At 41.6% G+C, this 18314-nt stretch carries 19 protein-coding genes, 2 tRNA genes and 2 rRNA genes (1 of these 23 only partly in view); 5 read left to right on the top strand and 18 right to left on the bottom strand.

The window, feature by feature from the left end; all coding sequences use genetic code 11:
- Window positions 1–19: 19 nt before the first annotated feature.
- Window positions 20–754: a YqcI/YcgG family protein gene (locus NYE38_RS03085; protein WP_017418992.1), complete on the bottom strand. Its 735-nt coding sequence runs from the start codon at window positions 752–754 to the stop codon at window positions 20–22.
- Window positions 755–849: 95 nt separating this feature from the next.
- Here NYE38_RS03085 and NYE38_RS03080 point away from each other — a divergent pair, with 95 nt between their 5' ends.
- Both NYE38_RS03080 and NYE38_RS03075 read left to right on the top strand, forming a co-directional pair.
- Window positions 850–1185: a cupin domain-containing protein gene (locus NYE38_RS03080; protein WP_017418991.1), complete on the top strand. Its 336-nt coding sequence runs from the start codon at window positions 850–852 to the stop codon at window positions 1183–1185.
- A 9-nt stretch (window positions 1186–1194) separates the two neighbouring features.
- Window positions 1195–2646, top strand: coding sequence for a class I tRNA ligase family protein (locus NYE38_RS03075; protein WP_017418990.1), 1452 nt, complete (start codon window positions 1195–1197; stop codon window positions 2644–2646).
- 511 nt (window positions 2647–3157) lie between these two features.
- Here the strand turns inward: NYE38_RS03075 and NYE38_RS03070 are convergent.
- The 4 genes from NYE38_RS03070 to groES form a co-directional block, all read right to left on the bottom strand.
- Entirely contained in the window at window positions 3158–4078 is a 921-nt protein-coding gene (locus tag NYE38_RS03070; RefSeq protein WP_017418989.1) for a DMT family transporter, read from the bottom strand.
- On the bottom strand, window positions 4075–5304 hold the full coding sequence (gene hemA, locus NYE38_RS03065; protein ID WP_017418988.1) for a 5-aminolevulinate synthase: 1230 nt from the start codon (window positions 5302–5304) through the stop codon (window positions 4075–4077). The genes NYE38_RS03070 and hemA overlap by 4 nt, the downstream gene beginning before the upstream one ends.
- A 1218-nt stretch (window positions 5305–6522) precedes the next feature.
- On the bottom strand, window positions 6523–8157 hold the full coding sequence (groL, locus tag NYE38_RS03060) for a chaperonin GroEL (protein ID WP_003155941.1): 1635 nt from the start codon (window positions 8155–8157) through the stop codon (window positions 6523–6525).
- Window positions 8158–8198: 41 nt separating this feature from the next.
- Window positions 8199–8483 carry a co-chaperone GroES gene (gene groES / locus NYE38_RS03055; RefSeq protein WP_003155970.1) on the bottom strand — a complete coding sequence of 95 codons (285 nt, stop codon included), beginning with the start codon at window positions 8481–8483 and terminating at the stop codon, window positions 8199–8201.
- A gap of 236 nt (window positions 8484–8719) precedes the next feature.
- On the opposite strand from groES, the gene NYE38_RS03050 reads away from it, so the two are divergent.
- A complete protein-coding gene (locus NYE38_RS03050) occupies window positions 8720–9454 on the top strand; it encodes a type II CAAX endopeptidase family protein (RefSeq protein WP_003155972.1) in 735 nt (244 codons plus the stop codon).
- Window positions 9451–9642 (top strand): YdiK family protein, encoded by a 192-nt coding sequence (locus NYE38_RS03045; RefSeq protein ID WP_003155975.1) that lies wholly within the window; start codon window positions 9451–9453, stop codon window positions 9640–9642. The genes NYE38_RS03050 and NYE38_RS03045 overlap by 4 nt, the downstream gene beginning before the upstream one ends.
- Window positions 9643–9680: 38 nt before the next feature.
- On the opposite strand, the gene tatC is transcribed toward NYE38_RS03045, so the two are convergent.
- Genes tatC through moaC form a run of 4 tightly spaced genes read right to left on the bottom strand, consistent with a single transcriptional unit; the run spans window position 9681 to window position 11791 of the window.
- The gene (tatC, locus tag NYE38_RS03040) at window positions 9681–10439 is read right to left on the bottom strand and encodes a twin-arginine translocase subunit TatC (RefSeq protein ID WP_007609791.1); all 759 of its coding nucleotides are present in this window, start codon (window positions 10437–10439) and stop codon (window positions 9681–9683) included.
- Between the two features lie 6 nt (window positions 10440–10445).
- Window positions 10446–10616: a twin-arginine translocase TatA/TatE family subunit gene (locus NYE38_RS03035; RefSeq protein ID WP_003155981.1), complete on the bottom strand. Its 171-nt coding sequence runs from the start codon at window positions 10614–10616 to the stop codon at window positions 10446–10448.
- Between the two features lie 18 nt (window positions 10617–10634).
- Window positions 10635–11282, bottom strand: coding sequence for a redox-sensing transcriptional repressor Rex (locus tag NYE38_RS03030; protein WP_003155984.1), 648 nt, complete (start codon window positions 11280–11282; stop codon window positions 10635–10637).
- On the bottom strand, window positions 11279–11791 hold the full coding sequence (gene moaC, locus NYE38_RS03025) for a cyclic pyranopterin monophosphate synthase MoaC (RefSeq protein ID WP_003155986.1): 513 nt from the start codon (window positions 11789–11791) through the stop codon (window positions 11279–11281). The genes NYE38_RS03030 and moaC overlap by 4 nt, the downstream gene beginning before the upstream one ends.
- 139 nt (window positions 11792–11930) lie before the next feature.
- On the opposite strand from moaC, the gene NYE38_RS03020 reads away from it, so the two are divergent.
- A complete protein-coding gene (locus NYE38_RS03020) occupies window positions 11931–13859 on the top strand; it encodes an ABC-F family ATP-binding cassette domain-containing protein (RefSeq protein ID WP_017418987.1) in 1929 nt (642 codons plus the stop codon).
- Between the two features lie 222 nt (window positions 13860–14081).
- Here the strand turns inward: NYE38_RS03020 and tsaD are convergent, their stop codons facing one another.
- The 9 genes from tsaD to NYE38_RS02975 all read right to left on the bottom strand — a co-directional run.
- Window positions 14082–15122: a tRNA (adenosine(37)-N6)-threonylcarbamoyltransferase complex transferase subunit TsaD gene (tsaD, locus tag NYE38_RS03015; RefSeq protein ID WP_025649875.1), complete on the bottom strand. Its 1041-nt coding sequence runs from the start codon at window positions 15120–15122 to the stop codon at window positions 14082–14084.
- Window positions 15115–15570 carry a ribosomal protein S18-alanine N-acetyltransferase gene (gene rimI, locus NYE38_RS03010; RefSeq protein WP_003155993.1) on the bottom strand — a complete coding sequence of 152 codons (456 nt, stop codon included), beginning with the start codon at window positions 15568–15570 and terminating at the stop codon, window positions 15115–15117. Before rimI ends, tsaD begins: the two co-directional genes overlap by 8 nt.
- A 10-nt stretch (window positions 15571–15580) precedes the next feature.
- Window positions 15581–16270 (bottom strand): tRNA (adenosine(37)-N6)-threonylcarbamoyltransferase complex dimerization subunit type 1 TsaB, encoded by a 690-nt coding sequence (tsaB, locus tag NYE38_RS03005; RefSeq protein ID WP_007408854.1) that lies wholly within the window; start codon window positions 16268–16270, stop codon window positions 15581–15583.
- Window positions 16251–16727, bottom strand: a complete 477-nt coding sequence (gene tsaE / locus NYE38_RS03000) for a tRNA (adenosine(37)-N6)-threonylcarbamoyltransferase complex ATPase subunit type 1 TsaE (RefSeq protein WP_014417064.1) — start codon at window positions 16725–16727, stop codon at window positions 16251–16253. The genes tsaB and tsaE overlap by 20 nt, the downstream gene beginning before the upstream one ends.
- Before the next feature lie 15 nt (window positions 16728–16742).
- Window positions 16743–17720, bottom strand: a complete 978-nt coding sequence (gene thiL, locus NYE38_RS02995) for a thiamine-phosphate kinase (protein ID WP_025649874.1) — start codon at window positions 17718–17720, stop codon at window positions 16743–16745.
- A gap of 182 nt (window positions 17721–17902) precedes the next feature.
- A tRNA-Asp gene (locus NYE38_RS02990) sits at window positions 17903–17979 on the bottom strand.
- Between the two features lie 10 nt (window positions 17980–17989).
- Window positions 17990–18066 (bottom strand) — tRNA-Met (locus NYE38_RS02985).
- A 19-nt stretch (window positions 18067–18085) separates the two neighbouring features.
- Window positions 18086–18201, bottom strand: a 5S ribosomal RNA gene (rrf, locus tag NYE38_RS02980).
- A gap of 50 nt (window positions 18202–18251) precedes the next feature.
- Window positions 18252–18314, bottom strand: a 23S ribosomal RNA gene (locus NYE38_RS02975) (it continues 2867 nt past the right edge of the window).

The raw sequence follows: 18314 nt of genomic DNA, 5'->3' as shown, positions 1-18314 counted from the left end.
TTTATTTTTTAGTTAAATTTTATTTGTATTGCAGAGTATTTTTGAATGGACATTTTCCCTTAAATGGAATATTGTCATCATCATAAACATAATTCTTCCATCTCTCGCCTTGAACTTCCCCCAATTCTGAAAGATCGGGATGCGGAGGTACATCATCCCATTTTCCTAATCTAGTTCTAATAAGCTGTCGCACCTTCCTGCCTTTAGGATTATGACTTTCGATCCCATTAAAAATAGAGTTAGGCTGTATTACTAATACAAGTGAATTCCCAAGGTTTCTGCTCTTTCTTTTCAATAATGGGGGAAAACATGAGGTAATGAATAACTCCTCTCCACCAAAACAAAATCCCCACTGGGGATCTTCAGGATCTTTTGGTACATCTGATGGCCAACCTGATGGATCATTTTCATGAAGAAAATTAAGTATTTCCCACGTTCTTTTCCGATAAAATTCAATATTTTTTTTTTGTAATTCTGGTTTAAAAAAAATAATAATGTTCTGTTCGTATATATTATTTGCATCCCTTTTTTCTAGGAACGTTTTCAAAGCTTTAACAGCATCTAACAAGTCATCCTCAACATATGAATAATATAAATCCCCTTTGTTTTCAGCCGTTGTAGCAAAATAGCAAGGAAAATCTTTATTACATACCTTCTCTTTGTAATTGAGATATTCTTCCGTAAACCAGTCTGGGACGTTTATCCCTGCTTCTAAATCACTCTTTTTAAAAAGAATTGCCTCATTAGTTTTCAAAAAACAGCCCCCCATATATGTTGATAAATACCACTATTTTCATTATAATGATTATTGTGAAAATTACAATATGTAAATTTATAGGGGGAGTTTATTTGCAAGTCATTAGTAGAAATCCAGAGAATTTCACAGAAGAATATAACGTTATTCTAAGGAGGCTATTTCCAGCAAATGAACAATGTATAGATTCAAATATACCTTTTTCATCATCATGGGTCATAGTGGAAAAAAATAAATTTACTGATCCTCACCGGCATGATCTCCATGAAGTTTTCTTCATAACTGAAGGTGAAGGAATACTAAATATAGATGGAGAAGAAAAAATAGTTACAAGCGGTGACGTCATTTATATCTCTCCTAATAAGGAGCATACCATTAAAAATAAGAAAGAAAATAAACTTATTTTTCTAACAATTTATTGGAACAAATAGGAGGAAAATATGAATAAAAGATATCTTATAACAGTTCCGCCGCCTACACCTAATGGAGACCTTCACATTGGCCATTTATCAGGGCCCTTTTTAGCTGCGGACGTGCTTTCTAGAATATTCAAATTAAATAATAAACAATATCAATATCCTTTTAGCACAGATAGTTTCCAAAGTTATGTAACTTTTAAAGCCTTCCAATTAGGGAAATCACCCAAACAAGTCAGTGTGGACAACACCAATAACATATTAAATACATTACAAAAATTAAATGTACATCTTGACTTTTATAATCCTTTTAGAATTGAACATCAGAAGTATACACAAAAATTGTTTGTGGACTTATATGAAAAAGGTGTTTTTATTAAGAAAACAATAAAGATTAATCACTGTGAGCAATGTAACCAATACCTATATGAAGCTTATGTGATTGGTGAATGTCCGCATTGTGCTCACCAATGCGGGGGGAGCTACTGTGAAAAATGTGGTCTGCCAAATGATTCTGAAACTCTTCAGTATCCAAAGTGTAAGAAATGCGGGAGAGACGCTCAACTTAAAGAATTAGATGTAATTGTATTTCCTATTGAAAAATACAAACCTTTTTTAAAAAACTTTTATAGGAAATATAATTATTTATGGCGTAAAAACACACAAAATTATACGAAGGAAATTATAAACAAACATTTAAATGATATTATTCTTACTAACATGAATGACTGGGGTATTAATGTACCAATAAGGGGATTTGAGGGACAAGTTATAAATGCTTGGTTCGAGATATTGCCAGGTCATATCAATAATTCTGATTCCCAAGATTCGCTCTGGAATAAGGAATCAAATTCAGAAACAAACATTATCCAGTTTTTTGGGTTTGATAATATTTTTTATTATTTAGTGATGTACCCTGCTTTACTTCATGCAATGAATAATAAGATTATTCCAAAATATTTCTATTCGAACGAATTTTATTTAATAAATGGAGATAAATTTTCCACGAGTAGAGGAAATGCAATATGGGGAAAAGATTTTATTGATGAATATACCTGTGATTTTGTACGTTATTACTTATCTTTAACCTCTCCGGAAACTCAACAAACCAGTTATCAGCCTAAGGAAGTAGCTAAGGAGTACGAAAATTTTAAAGAATTAAATATGCTGATAAGCACTATTGAATCTTTAAATCGAGAAATCACTGAGCCTATCGCTTTGTTATTGGAAACCTATACGGAACGTTTCTATCAGGCATTTCAACTTGAAGTTTTCTCTTTAAAGACTATTGCTACCTTAATAAAAGAATTTATTACTGAAATTAAAAACCTGAATGCACTGGATAATTTTCATATTCTAAAAAGTTTAGCTGTTTTCTCATACCCGATAATGCCTGATTTCTCCAAAACCATCACTGAAAAAACAAAGACCGCCTTACTGTGGAATGAATTATTTGGATCTGTTCAGCAATTATGACATACAATACTCTTTATTCAAATTCAGTTAACTATCAATTCGAAAAAATCACACCAAATTTCTAGAATAAGAAATTAAAAAGCGAAGTAAATTCAGCATAGACTAGATGGATGGTTAAGCTATACTAATTCAATTTTTTATGCACTACAACAGTCGAAAGAGGCTTTTCACTAAGAGAGAAGCCTCTGAAGTTTATAACAGACTTAATAATGCTTTTTCGTTGATTTCCATTATTCTATCCACAGATTTCGGATAACATGATAACATCATATATAACCTTAATTAAACCGCACACTAGCTAAGCATGCGGCATTGACTAGCAGGTGGCTAGAGCTGCTATCTTTAAGATATGAAGTCTTAATGACAGATTGCTCTTTATCATTTCCTGTTTCAAATAAGAATGCAACCCATTTATCACCTTATTTACAATGAATTTTCATGTGTTACCCTAGACCTCATTAGGTTCTCATAAAACTGTCAGACAATATTCTCCTGTAGTATAAAGGTTCGTTTACGTCTGTTGTTCAGTTGTTTTGTCAGTAGATGTGTTTTTGACTCTCTTTATAGAAAAGAGAAATCCTAAAGCAATAGCAGCTCCGACACAACTAAATAAGCAGCCAAGAAATAAATAAATTGTTGGTTTCGAATCTCCAATACAAACTGATGCTATTCCACCTACTGCTGGAAAAAGTGCAACCATGTAACTGCTTATTGCTGCCCCAATTCTTTCGATTAATTTTAGGTAGAAAAACCACGCAAAAAAAGAAGCTATTACTGTTAGATAAATAAGGGAGCTCAGATAGGATACCGATATAGGTAAAGTAAACTTCAGTCCCTGAAACAAACATATTATAAGAAGGAGTAAAGAAGCTACGATAAACCCAACACTGTTAGCGTATAAAGGATTAATTCTATTTCTGGCATTTACTGCTGAGCTTGCGTCTCCTATTGCTGTCAGTATTGTGCCCAACAGTGCTATCCCTATCCCCTTTAAATTATCCAAGCTCAAGCTCTCTGTAAGAAGAGGATAAATTAATATACACACACCAGTAATTCCTATTAAACCACCAATTAAAATACGAGGATGAAGGCGATCTCCTATGAAAACACGTAGAGCAACTGGAGTTAAAACAGTTTTTAGGGAGTATATTAAAGTCACTAAGGCAGCAGTACTCCAAATAGTTGCATAATATAAAAATAAGTAACTAAGGGCGAAGTTACATATCCCGAAAGTGACAAGAGGCCCTATATCTTTAAAGGATGGGCGTCCTTTTGGGCGTACTATTAAAGTAAGTATCACAAACATAATTGCAGATCCAATAATACGGTAAGTTAATGACACTGCCGGACTGACAGGAGCACCTTGTATTTTGACTGCAATGAAGTTCAATCCCCATGCTAAGAGGCAAAATACATACATGAATGGGATCATATTTGCAATAATCCTTTTTCCGTAAGAGGGATATCAAAATAATCAAAAGTTTCAACTAATGCGTTTGTTAGTTGTAGTAACTGCTCCTCTGAATGATTCGGTGTTACATTTACTCTAAAACGTTCTGTCCCTACGGGTACAGTCGGAGAGTTTATTGGTTGTAAATAGATAAGATGTTTCTCTAATAATCTTTTCGCCGCATCCTTACATTTTTTCGCGTTACCAATTAGAACCGGAAGGATATGTGTTTCACTGCAATCCAAAACTGGGATACCAGCCTCAGCAAGAAAATTTCTCAATAGTTTTGTTTTGTTATGTAGTTCATTTCTCTCTTTGTCAGAGGTTTTTAAATGTTCAATACTTGCATAACAAGCAGCCACAACACCTGGTGGTAAAGAAGTGGTGAATATGAAACCTGTAGCAAATGACCGGATAGCATCAATAAGTACATTTGTCCCAGTGACGTAACCTCCAATTATACCAATTGCTTTAGCCATAGTACCTTGAATAAAATCTATACGATTTGCTACTCCTAAAGAAGCTGCCATTCCAGCCCCACGGGGACCATACATACCAATTGCATGTACTTCGTCAAGAAAGGTTAGCGCATTATATTTTTCAGCAAGATCTGCAATTTTTTCAATTGGGGAGATATCTCCATCCATTGAATACACAGATTCAAAAATAATAATTTTTGGTCGCTCATACGGTTGAGCAGTTAATAATGACTCTAAGTGTTCTACATCATTATGTTTAAAAATTTGACAATCTGCCTTTGTACTACGTATTCCATTAATAATTGAAGCATGATTAAGTTCATCCGAAAAAACAATACAATCTGGTAATAATCGCAACAAACATTGTAAAGTAGCATCATTTGAACTATAGCCAGTTGGAAATACAAGTGCGGCTTCCTTACCATGCCAATCTGCTAATGAAGACTCAAGTAAAGAATAGTGATAATGTGTACCCCCAATGTTTCTAGATCCTCCTGATCCTGCACCATATAATCTAATTGCCTTATGCATAGCTTCAGTAACAAGGGGATGCTGCGACATACCTAAATAGTCATTGCTACACCAAACCACTACAGAGTTTTTATCTTCTTTCCCATTTAATATAGCTGATGGATATTGTCCATTAATTCTGTTAATTGTTAAAAACTCCCGGTATTGACCACTTTCTTTTAAGGAATTTATTTTCTTGTTAAAGATTTCTGTATACATTTTTTCCTCCTTAATCCTTCACAATCGTTTATTAAAAAAAGGACTTTGTTTTCATGCTATTGTGATGCTCAATTTTCCAAAGTAGATACATAATAACCAATTAAAGTTTATTTCCTGTTAATTTTTTCTCCAACGAATCCCTCTCCTTTCTAAAATTTTGACTCAGATAAAACATAACATAAAATTTCAAAAATGTCATAAAAATCATTGGATATTAATGTTAAAATACCAATTAAAAAACTCCATACACTGGTTCTATATACTGAACATTATTTTATTGCAGCTTATTAGCTACTAATACATATCTCATGTCAAAGGAGTTTTATTTATCAAATATTGATTCAGAGAATGAACGCATTAGCGGTTATAGAAAAAACACTTTTTCAAAAAATGAAATAATTATTTATTCAATTAATCACTTTAACTGTTTAACATACGTTTTAAAATTTAATACAGCAATGGATTCCAAAAGAGACCTTTAAGTTGAGATGCGTTATCAAATGTTGTTGATATGTACCCAACAAAAGTGAAATGCACTCTGTGATTTCTTGATATAAAAACTCAAAAGAGCTAAGTAATGATTCAATTTTTGAAAATTCTCATATTCCTTAGCTGCTTCACCGAGACAAAACTGGTTTGTTTGACCTTAGGAGGATATAAACAATATGTAAAACAAAACCACTCCTGTAATTCCCTAATAAAAGCTTTATCCAAACTCAATTTCCTCCACTTGTTGAAAATCCACCTCCATTTTTATATAAAATTCATGGAGCAGAATTGTGCCGGAATAACCTTGTTATGTAGTGCTATCAAGCAATGCTGAATACATCACGAAATAATAAAAAAATTGTCAAATCCATAAAACTAACTAATCTTTGCTCCTGAATCAAGATCCTTTTTCAATAAGACATCGCGAGTTCAAGAAAACACCATCTAAAAACAGAAGGGTTACACTACGTTCATAATGTCCATACTCACATATTATAGTTTGCTGAAGCTAGTGTGACATCACTTCAAATTATGGACTGCTTGGGCATACAGAAACTGAAACCACTATACAGTTTATTTACGTATTACAAAAGAAAAAATAGAGGTTTCTCAAAAGTTTGCTAAACTAATGAGAAACCTCCATTTATTAAAAGTTTTAGGAACCTTTACGGCACCTAAATTATTTTCTGCTTACAAACCCTTGTTATATCAAGGGTTTTCGCCGTTTAATTACATCATGCCGCCCATACCGCCCATGCCGCCCATGTCAGGCATTCCTGCGCCGCCGGCGTTTTCTTCCGGTTTGTCAGCGACAACGGCTTCAGTTGTTAAGAGCATTGCTGCTACAGAAGCTGCGTTTTGCAGGGCTGAACGTGTAACTTTTGTCGGGTCAACGATACCTTTTTCGATCATGTTTACCCATTCGCCGGTTGCAGCGTTGAAGCCTACGCCGATTTTTTCGTTTTTCAGGCGCTCAACGATGACAGATCCTTCAAGACCTGCATTGTGTGCGATTTGACGGATCGGCTCTTCAAGCGCGCGAAGCACGATGTTGATACCTGTTTGCGCATCGCCTTCAGCTTCCACTGCAGCGACTTTGTTGTATACGTTGACTAGCGCTGTACCACCGCCGGATACGATGCCTTCTTCAACTGCTGCGCGAGTTGAGTTGAGGGCGTCTTCGATGCGAAGTTTACGCTCTTTCAGCTCAGTTTCAGTCGCAGCGCCGACTTTGATGACAGCTACGCCGCCGGCAAGTTTCGCAAGACGCTCTTGTAATTTTTCTCTGTCGAATTCAGAAGTTGTTTCTTCCACTTGAGCGCGGATTTGGTTGACGCGTGCAGCGATTTTTTCAGTGTCGCCGGCGCCTTCTACGATTGTTGTGTTTTCTTTCGTTACCACAACTTTAGAAGCGCGTCCCAATTGTCCGATTTCAGTAGATTTCAGGTCAAGGCCTAAGTCTTCTGTGATTACTTCTCCGCCTGTAAGAACAGAGATGTCTTCGAGCATTGCTTTACGGCGGTCACCGAAGCCAGGAGCTTTAACGGCAACAGCGTTGAATGTGCCGCGAAGTTTGTTGACAACGAGTGTAGCAAGAGCTTCCCCTTCAACATCTTCAGCGATCAGAAGCAATGGTTTGCCTTGCTGTACAACTTGCTCAAGCACAGGAAGGATTTCTTGGATGTTTGTGATTTTTTTGTCTGTGATTAAGATGTAAGGATTATCAAGAACCGCTTCCATCTTATCAGAGTCAGTCACCATGTAAGGAGACGCATATCCGCGATCGAATTGCATACCTTCCACAACTTCAAGCTCAGTTGTGAAGCCTTTAGACTCTTCGATTGTGATGACGCCGTCGTTTCCTACGCGCTCCATTGCTTCAGCGATAAGGCTTCCGACTTCCTCATCAGCAGCAGAGATCGCAGCAACCTGAGCGATAGACTCTTTGCCTTCGATCGGCTTAGAAATTTCTTTTAAGTTTTCGATTGCTACAGTCACGGCTTGTTCCATACCTTTACGCACGCCGACAGGGTTAGCCCCCGCAGTTACGTTTTTCAAGCCTTCGCGGATCATAGCCTGCGCAAGTACAGTCGCAGTCGTCGTACCGTCACCGGCAACGTCGTTTGTTTTGCTGGCTACTTCAGCTACAAGCTTCGCACCCATGTTTTCAAACGCGTCTTCAAGTTCAATTTCTTTTGCGATTGTCACACCGTCATTTGTAATTAACGGAGAACCGAATTTTTTCTCCAGAACCACGTTGCGTCCTTTTGGCCCTAAAGTTACTTTTACAGCGTCAGCAAGCGCATCGACACCGCGAAGCATAGCGCGGCGTGCTTCTTCACTAAACTTAATATCTTTTGCCATGTTAACGAAACCTCCTCGAATTTTTAAAAGTATTTATTTGCTTAGCCGATAACAGCTAAAATGTCGCTTTCACGTAAGATTAAGTATTCAGTACCTTCGTATTTCACTTCAGTACCGGCGTATTTTGAGAAGATAATGCGGTCGCCCTCTTTTACTTCTAAAGCAACGCGCTCTCCGCTTTCCAACACGCGACCTGAACCGGCTGCCACGATTTTGCCTTCTTGCGGCTTTTCTTTTGCAGAATCCGGTAATACGATTCCGCTGGCAGTTTTTTCTTCAGATTCTACGAGTTCAATGACAACGCGATCACCTAATGGCTTTAACAATGTAATAACCTCCTCAATAGTATGAATATGTAATTTTAGCACTCAGCTCTAAAGAGTGCTAACACAATTATTATAATAAAGAATCTCACTTCCAATTTCAAGTCATAAGAATAAAAAATTTTCACGCTTACATCATTCTCTCTCACACTGATTTTCTCCTTTTTTCACGTCTGGTTCACTTGTGTTACAATAAGAACAAATAAGTTGATTTTATAGGATAAAGGAGTACATATCATTTGAGAAAACAGTATTGGTATATCATTTTGACATACGTTATCATGCAGCTTTCCGCATTGATCGGCATTCCTTTAATGTACAAATTCGGCTATGCGGGCGGGCATCCTACGAATGCGAATCTCACCATGGCTCAAGGGATTTATTCCGTCGTAAGCTTTTTTATCTGCCTGATTATCGTTCTCTTGATTTTGAGAACCGCGCCGAAGCAGACATTAAGAAACGGGAAGAAAGCATCCGCCGGCATGTCCGTTCTCTGGGCGGTCGCGGGAATATGGCTCGCTTTATTTTCTCAGGGAATCGCCGGGATGATTGAGCAGTATGTCTTTCATGTGGGCAGCGGTTCCGAAAACACGAAAGCCATTCTCAACATTATTAAAGCCATGCCGCTCATGATTATCGTTTCTTCTATCGTCGGGCCGATTCTTGAAGAAATCATTTTCCGGAAGATCATCTTCGGTGTATTATATGAAAAAACGAATTTCTTTATCGCCGGACTGATCAGTTCCGTCATTTTCGGCATTGTGCATCAAGACCTCACGCACCTGCTGCTGTATACGGCCATGGGCTTTACCTTTGCGTTCTTGTATGTGCAGACGAAACGGATTATTGTGCCGATATTCGCCCATGTCATGATGAATACCATTGTCGTGGTCATGCAGCTCGGCCCCGCCCAAAAATATATTGAACAGCATAGTGAGCAAATGCAATTAATTATTGGAGGATTGTTTGTATGAGGAACCCAATGACTTGGGGCTTGATTTATTTCGCAGTCGGCTGTATCTTTACGTATTTGGCCGCAAGCTCTCCGGGAAGCATGTGGTCTTTTTATTCCATACTGCTGATGGTTTTCGCCGCTTATAATATCAGCATCTCGTTTAAAATGTTCGCCTTCTCATTTAAAGTGAAGAAAAATCAAAAATAAAAGAAAAGCCATTTCTCATCATGGAGAAATGGCTTTTTTTATGCTGATACGTCCTGGTCAGATTCACTGCCGGTCTGTCTTTTCCGGTACGCCGCTTTTGAAATCAGAATGCTGATCTCGTATAAAATGCAAAGCGGAATGGTAATCATCAAGTGAGACAGCAGCTCAGGCGGCGCAATCATCGCGGCGATCACAAGCAGCACAAAATACGCATACTTCCTGATCTTCGATAAAAACCTCGGCGTGATAACACCGAGTCTCGTTAAAAACATGATCAGCACCGGCATCTGAAACAGCAGTCCGAACGGAATCGTCAGCTGCAGCAGAAAATGAAAGTACTCGGTAATCCCGATCACCTGGTTGACATCCAGGTCATTCGAAACCCGCTTCATAAAATCAACGACCAGCGGAAATAAAATATAATAAGAAAACGACACACCGCCGACAAACAGCACGATCGAAATCGGAATATAGCTGAGTGTTACTTTGCGCTCCTTCTCATACAGACCCGGGCTGACAAACGCCCAAATCTGATAGAGAATAATCGGCGAAGTCAAAATGATGCCGATGATAAACGCGAACTGCAAAAAGATAAACAGCGGATCCGTCAGGTTAAAAGCATTAAGGGTGAGCTCTTTTACTTCATCGGCTTTTTGAAGATACACAATGATAGGTTTTGCCAGAAAAAAGCCGGCAATAAAGAAAACCGTAAAGGATAACGCCACAATCAGCAATCGTTTCCGAAGTTCGGCAATATGCTCCACAAGCGTCATTTGATTCACTCTCATACGCGTCATCCTATCTTACTGTTCTTCTTTCTTTTTTTCCTCTTCTTCACCGGCTAATCCCTTAGTAGCGTTCTTAAATTCACGAAGCGTGTCTCCCGCCGCTTTTCCTAATTCGGGAAGCTTCTTCGGACCGAAAATAATCACCGCCACCACACCGATAACCGCCAGGCTTCCAGGACCGATCATGTGCAGCTCCTCCTTTCGCTATTCAATTTCTTCCAAAACAGAATAATGCTTTAAGAAATAAACCAATGATTGAAGCTCTACAGCTAAATCTATATGATGAATTCGAATGTGATCCGGCACATTCAAACGGGCCGGCGTAAAGTTAAGGATTCCCTTGATTCCGAGCGACACGAGCCGGTCGGTGATTGACTGCGCGGCAACCGCCGGAACGGTAAGAATCGCCACGGGTTCATCCTTAATGTGAAGCTCTAAATCATTAAGATCAAAGACAGGCACACCGCCTACCTCAGTTCCTATTTTACTCTGATTCACATCAAAAGCCATAGATATTTTGGTGTTATTATTTTTTGTGAAATTATAGTGAAGAAACGCCGTCCCTAAATTCCCGACACCGATCAAAATGACATTCGTCGTTTCATCCTGATCCAGTGTTTTTCTGAAAAATGACAGCAGGTAATCCACATTATAGCCGTATCCTTTTTTGCCGAGCGCCCCGAAATAGGAAAAATCCCGGCGGATCGTGGCCGAATCGACTTTTACCGCGTCGCTCAGTTCAGCTGATGAAACGCGCTGCTTTCCTGACGCGTGTAAATTCTTTAAAAAGCGATAATAAAGCGGCAGCCGTTTTGCCGTCGCCTGTGGAATTTTTGATTGATCCTTGTTCATGATTGGTCCTCCACTTTATACTCAGATGCATCTCTTTTAAAATCACCGTTTTTGCCTCCTGTTTTTTCCATGAGGCAGGTCGGGCCGATGACCATTCCTTTATCCAGCGCCTTGCACATGTCATAAACGGTCAAAGCGCAGACTGAAGCGGAAGTTAGCGCTTCCATTTCCACACCTGTACTCCCTTTCGTTTTTACGCTTGCCTGTATATGAAGAACGGCTTCGGAATCCTTTTCCTCCCAGCCGAATGAAATGTCGACGCTGCTTAAAGAAAGCGGGTGGCACATCGGGATAATCGCTGACGTCTGCTTTGCGGCCATAATTCCTGCCACCTGTGCGACAGCCAGCACGTCTCCTTTTCCGATCTCGCGGTTTTTGATTCTGCTGTACACGTCATGCTTCATGTGTACGCTGGATATCGCAGCGGCAGTACGGACTGTTGAAGATTTATCGCTTATATCCACCATGCGGGCACGGCCTTCTTCATTAAAATGAGAAAATCCATTCATATTTAAACTCTCCTTACTTCTGATCATACACTATTTTCTCCCTGATGTCTTATCCTATAATGTTCCAATTCTGATGTATTGTTTGCTGACAGCAGGTTGATAAGCTACACTTAACTTATTATAACAGAGGTGAAATAATATGATGATCTTACAAATTAATCAGCTATCCAAATCTTTTGGCGCTGATCCTATTTTAAACAATATAAAGCTTGAAGTCAGATCTCGGGATCGCATCGCCATAGTAGGCAGAAACGGAGCCGGCAAATCAACTCTCCTTAAAATTATCGCAGGTCACCTTTCATATGAAAAGGGTGAATTAATCAAACCGAAAGAATTAACGATGGGATATCTTGCCCAGCACACAGGCTTGGAATCCCAGCTTACCATAAAAGAAGAACTGCTGAGCGTTTTTGATTTCCTGAAAGCAATGGAAAAAGAGATGCGCTCTATTGAAGAAAAGATGGCCACGGCCGCCCCGGCGGAGCTTGAGACGCTGATGAAAACCTATGACAGGCTTCAGCAGGATTTCAAGGATAAAGGCGGCTATCAATATGAAGCGGACGTCCGCTCTATCCTTCACGGCCTCGGCTTCGGAAAATTTGACGATTCCGTGAAAGTGCAAAGCCTGAGCGGCGGTCAGAAAACAAGACTTGCGCTCGGAAAGCTGCTGCTGACCCAGCCTGATCTGCTTATTCTGGATGAACCGACGAACCATCTCGACATCGATACGCTTACATGGCTTGAGCATTATTTACAGGGATATTCAGGCGCCATTCTGATCGTTTCCCACGACAGATACTTTCTTGATAAAGTCGTCAGCCAAGTGTACGAGGTCTCACGGACAGAAAGCAAAAAATACCTCGGCAACTACAGCGCCTATTTAGAAAAAAAAGCTGAGCAGTATGAGAAAGACCTGAAGCTGTATGAAAAACAGCAGGACGAAATCGCCAAGCTTCAAGATTTTGTCGACCGCAATCTGGCCAGAGCTTCTACAACGAAAAGAGCTCAAAGCAGACGAAAACAGCTTGAACGGATGGACGTCATGGCAAAACCGCTCGGGGATGAAAAATCAGCCGCCTTCCGTTTTGACATTACAAAACAGAGCGGAAACGACGTCCTGCGCGTACAGGATGTTTCCATCAGCTATGACGGCCAGCCGCCGCTCTTGAAAAACCTGACCTTCGGCATCACAAGAGGCGAAAGCGCCGCCCTCGTCGGTCCGAACGGAATCGGCAAATCAACCTTGCTGAAAACCATTATGAATACAATCAGTCCGGAATCCGGATCGATCACGTACGGTTCCAATGTCACAATCGGCTATTATGATCAGGAGCAGGCTGAACTGACCTCGTCCAAACGCGTGCTGGACGAGCTGTGGGATGAATATCCGGACATGCCGGAAAAAGAGATCAGGACATGCCTCGGCAACTTTCTGTTCAGCGGAGACGATGTCCTGAAACCGGTCCGTTCGTTAAGCGGCGGGGAGAAAGCAAGAGTCGCGCTTGCCAAGCTGATGCTTCAAAAAGCAAACTTTCTCATCCTAGATGAACCGACAAACCACCTTGACCTGGACAGTAAAGAGGTGCTGGAAAACGCCCTGATCGACTACCCGGGAACACTGTTATTTGTCTCGCATGACCGTTACTTTATTAACAGAATCGCCACAAGAGTGCTGGAGCTGTCACCTGATCATGCAGAAGAATATTTGGGAGACTATGACTATTACACCGAGAAAAAAGCCCAGCAGCTGGAACTGGAAGAAATGAAGCGGCAGGAAAAGGAGCAGGCTCAGCCTGCCGGCAAGGTCAAACAGGATACGAAAAGAACTTACGAGGAAGAAAAAGAATGGAAGAAGAAAGAACGGCAGCGCCTGAGACGCATTGAAGAAATCGAAGCGGCCGTCTCATCCGCCGAAGAGAAAATCAGCGCCAATGAGGAGCTGCTGTGCGATCCTGACGTGTATCAGGATCATGAAAAGGTACAGACCATTCACGCGGAGAATGAAACTCTGAATCAAGAGCTCGAAAACTTATTAGCAGAATGGGAGGAACTCTCCTCAGAAGAATAGAAAACGTCAAGCACCTCTTTAAGGGGTGCTTTTTTATCCACAGCTATCCTCCTTGTCAGCCATGTAAGTAAGCGTTTTATACACACTATCCACAAAATTTTCTGACTTTATCCACTTTACTAACAACTTACAGCCCCTTATCCAGCCTGGATTTCTGGATATACTCACAATCCTGTGGATATGTTAGAATTATCTGTTAATAAGTAAAAAAAGCCTCACGTTTTACAACGTGAGACGATCAAAGGATGTTAATTCCAAACCGGGCTGTCCGTTCATATCATATGAGCCCCGAATCCCCTTTTCAAAAGCAACGGTTCCGGCAGCCGCAATCATCGCTGCATTGTCCGTGCATAAAGAAAGCGGCGGGATGACAAGCTCGGGATCTCCCGAATGGCTGAATTCCTGCTGCAGTGCGGCTCTCAGCCCTTTGTTAGCGGCTACGCCCCCTGCCAGCAGCACTTGTTTAACCCCGTATTGTTTCGCGGCCTTAGAGGTTTTTACCGTCAGTACATCAATGACACTCTGCTGAAAGCTTGCTGCAAGATCCTCCGGAGGAATCACCTCATTTTTTTGCGAGGCGTTATGAAGCGTGTTAATCACGGCTGACTTTAGGCCGCTGAAGCTGAAATTGTAAGACCCTTCTTCCAGCCATGCACGCGGAAGCGGAATGGAATCCGTTCCCACAGCAGCCAGCTTATCAATCTGCGGCCCTCCCGGATAAGGAAGCCCCATCGTTCTTGCCACTTTGTCGTAAGCTTCGCCTGCGGCATCATCCAGCGTTTCACCGATAACCTCGAATGAACCGTGCTCTTTCATATAAACCAATTCCGTATGTCCGCCTGACACAACCAAAGCAAGCGCCGGGAACTGAAGCTCTCCTATCAGCCTGTTTGCATAAATATGACCCGCTATGTGATGGACACCGACTAGCGGTATTTGATGGGCAAAGCTTAACGCCTTTGCCGCATTAACTCCGATTAACAGAGCTCCGACAAGTCCGGGTCCTTCCGTTACGGCAATCGCATCAAGATCATCAAAGCCCATCTCCGCTTTTGAAAGAGCTTCCTCAATCACAAGGGTAATCTGCTCCACATGATGTCTGGACGCTATTTCAGGCACGACCCCGCCGAAACGTTTATGGCTTTCAATTTGAGAAGCGACAACGTTTGAAATAGTTTCATTCCCGTTTTTTACGACTGAGGCCGCTGTTTCATCACAGCTTGTTTCGATTCCTAATACATAAATATCTTGTTTTTCACTCATGTAATGTCACCCACATTAATAACGCATCTTCCCCGTTATCTGTATAGTATTGTTTTCTGATTCCACCGGCCTGAAGACCGAATTTTTTATATAAGGATTGGGCGGGATGATTTGAGACCCTGACTTCGAGAGAGAGCCTTCTTGCCTTTTTTTCTCTGCACAATTCTATCGCAGAGCGAAACAGCGCTTCTCCCAATGATTGGCCCCGATATTCCGGCTTAATGGCTATGTTCGTAATCTGCGCGTCATCTATAATAATCCAGATTCCGCAATACCCCGCCAGACAGCCGTCCTTTTCAATGACAAGGTAGTGGGCATACGGATTTTCCAAAAGCTCATGATAAAATGAATCCTTCGTCCACGGAGAAGTAAAGGATGCTGTTTCAATTTCATAAATTTGATCAATATCTTCCGGCCGCATGCTTCGAATCGCCGTTTTCGTTTTCATCCCTATCACCCTATTTTTGAGATTCCATCCATTTCGCTTCAGCCTCTGCCAGACGCAAATAATCCGGAACAAGGCTGTGGACATCCGCTTCTTCTTTTTCCAAGCCTAAAAACGCCAGCTCTGACGGCCGCGGATTATGCTGTGCAGCCGTTCCTATCACTGCTTGAGATGTCAGCTCATGCAGAATGGTTTCTTCATGAATCGCTGTATCGTGCCCTAAAAATAAAACCGGAGACGCTTTTTCTTTCAGCATGCCGAGCCAATCAGTCAAAAGGACATTCTGATCTGGAAGAACGGATTGTAATCGGCCGTCCTGATATTCATAAAGTCCCGTATATACCTGTCCGCGCCGGGCATCAAATAACGGGCAGATCAGTCCTTGAAAGTGCCGTCCGTTAGCCGCCAGCACCTCCAGACTCGAGACAGCGGAAACCGGAAGCTTCAGCGACCATGCCAATGTTTTTGCCAGCGTCACACCGATTCTGACACCTGTATACGATCCCGGTCCTTTCGCCACCGCTATTTTTGTAAGATCCTGCGGTGTCAGGCCGCAATCCTTCAGCAATGAATTGACAGCAGGCATGGCCCGCACGGAATGATTCTTTTTTAAATATGTAATATACTCCGCCATCACCGTTTTGTCACGAACGAGCGCGGCACCCAGCGTGTAATTTGACGTATCAATTGCCAGTATTGTCATGTTTATTTATCTCCTCACAAAGCGTTTCATACCGTGTTCCGCAAGCCGTAAAGGTAATGTCCCTTGCCTCATCACCGGCTCTCTTGATGACGATCTGCAGCCGTTCAGCAGGCAGCTGATCCTGAATTAAATGAGCCCATTCAATTAAACAGACGCCTTGTCCCTCAAAATATTCTTCAAGCCCTAAGTCTTCGCTTTCATCCTCCATACGATACACATCCATATGATATAGAGGAAGCGAACCGTCATGGTATTCTTTTATAATTGTAAAAGTCGGGCTGTTTACCACTCTCGTGATTCCCAGTCCTTCGGCAAAACCCTTTGTAAAAGTCGTTTTTCCCGCGCCTAAGTCGCCTTCCAGTGTCAAAATGTCTCCCGGCTTTGCCAAAGAAGCGGCAAGCTTGGCTACGGCTTTCGTTTCTTCGGGGTTTTTCGTTCTCCATTGTAATGTCTTCAAAGTGAGTCACCCGTCTTATTTAAAATGATTGTATCCTTTTTTCTCAAGGACGATTTGTCTGTGATCATTGGCTGTCAAAAGAACACATGCTTCCTTCCGTTCAGACACCGCTCCTATCTTCGCAATCGGAATGCCCGATTGAGTGCAGTAATCAAGCAAAGAAATCCACTCTTGCTGAGAAACCGTTCCAACCAATTCAAAATCTTCACCGCCGAATAACACCCATTTCTTCCACTCAGAATCTGCCTCAGGCAAATCCGGATGCACCGGCAGAAGTTGTTCTTCAATTTCTATCGTAACTGAACTTGCCTCAGCTATTTCATGCAGCTCACTGGCCAATCCGTCACTGATATCATTCAGAGCCGCGCGCTGAAGCTGAGAGCAGAAGCGGCCGACCTGAACTCTCGGAACGGGCCGTTTATGTTTTCGGATAAAATAATCACTCGTATGAAAAGCAGAAGGGAGTGTTTCTCCCAACAAAAGAGACAGTCCTGCTGCGGACGAGCCGATATCCCCCGTAACAAACACAACATCCCCGGGTCTTGCCGAGCTTCGCAGACAAGCGCGATCCTTCTCAACTTCTCCGATGACAGTAACGGTTATTACGGCTTGACCGGAAGCGGAGACGGTATCTCCCCCGATCAAATCCATTTGATATAGTTTCGCCAGTTCCGCCATTCCTTCATACATTGCCTGGACGTCAGCTTTCTGCCAGCAAGAAGGAACCGCTAGAGAAACCAAATAAAACTTCGGAATGCCTCCCATCGCCGCCACGTCACTAATGTTAACAGCAAGCGCCTTATAACCGATATCATGAGGAGAGGAATACTCTAATTTAAAATGGACATTCTCCACCATTGTATCAAGGCAGACAATTTGCTGCATATGGGGTGACGCTGTATAAACCGCACCATCATCACCGATCCCTACATCGACGGAAGGATGATAATGCGAATGCGGCGTAATACTGTGAATCAAATCAAACTCATCCATATATCTCCCGTCTCCCTTTCTGACGCTCTTGTGAAATACAGCTCTTTCTAGTGTATCGGATTATGTTTCAATATCCAAGACTTTAACGATATAAAAGAAAGCTTGGTTAGATACCAAGCTGCCAGCATTTAAAAGAAAACACAAAAAAAACGAAAACATGATCGTTTCGTTTACAATAAAAATGGCGGTCCGGACGGGACTCGAACCCGCGACCTCCTGCGTGACAGGCAGGCATTCTAACCAACTGAACTACCGGACCATTTAATTTTTGGTTGCGGGGGCAGGATTTGAACCTGCGACCTTCGGGTTATGAGCCCGACGAGCTACCGAACTGCTCCACCCCGCGATGATAAAATTTTAGAAAAGCTTGGCGGCGTCCTACTCTCACAGGGGGAAACCCCCGACTACCATCGGCGCTGAAGAGCTTAACTTCCGTGTTCGGCATGGGAACGGGTGTGACCTCTTCGCTATCGCCACCAAACCATTGAGAGTGTTCTCTCAAAACTAGATAACAGTAAGCATACATTCAAATTGGTTAAGTCCTCGATCGATTAGTATCTGTCAGCTCCATGTGTCGCCACACTTCCACCTCAG

The organism is Bacillus sp. EU63 (assembly GCF_038592915.1).
GTDB lineage: Bacteria > Bacillota > Bacilli > Bacillales > Bacillaceae > Bacillus > Bacillus velezensis.
Note: the sequence above shows the minus strand (reverse complement) of the source record. Positions and strands in the feature narration are given on the sequence as shown.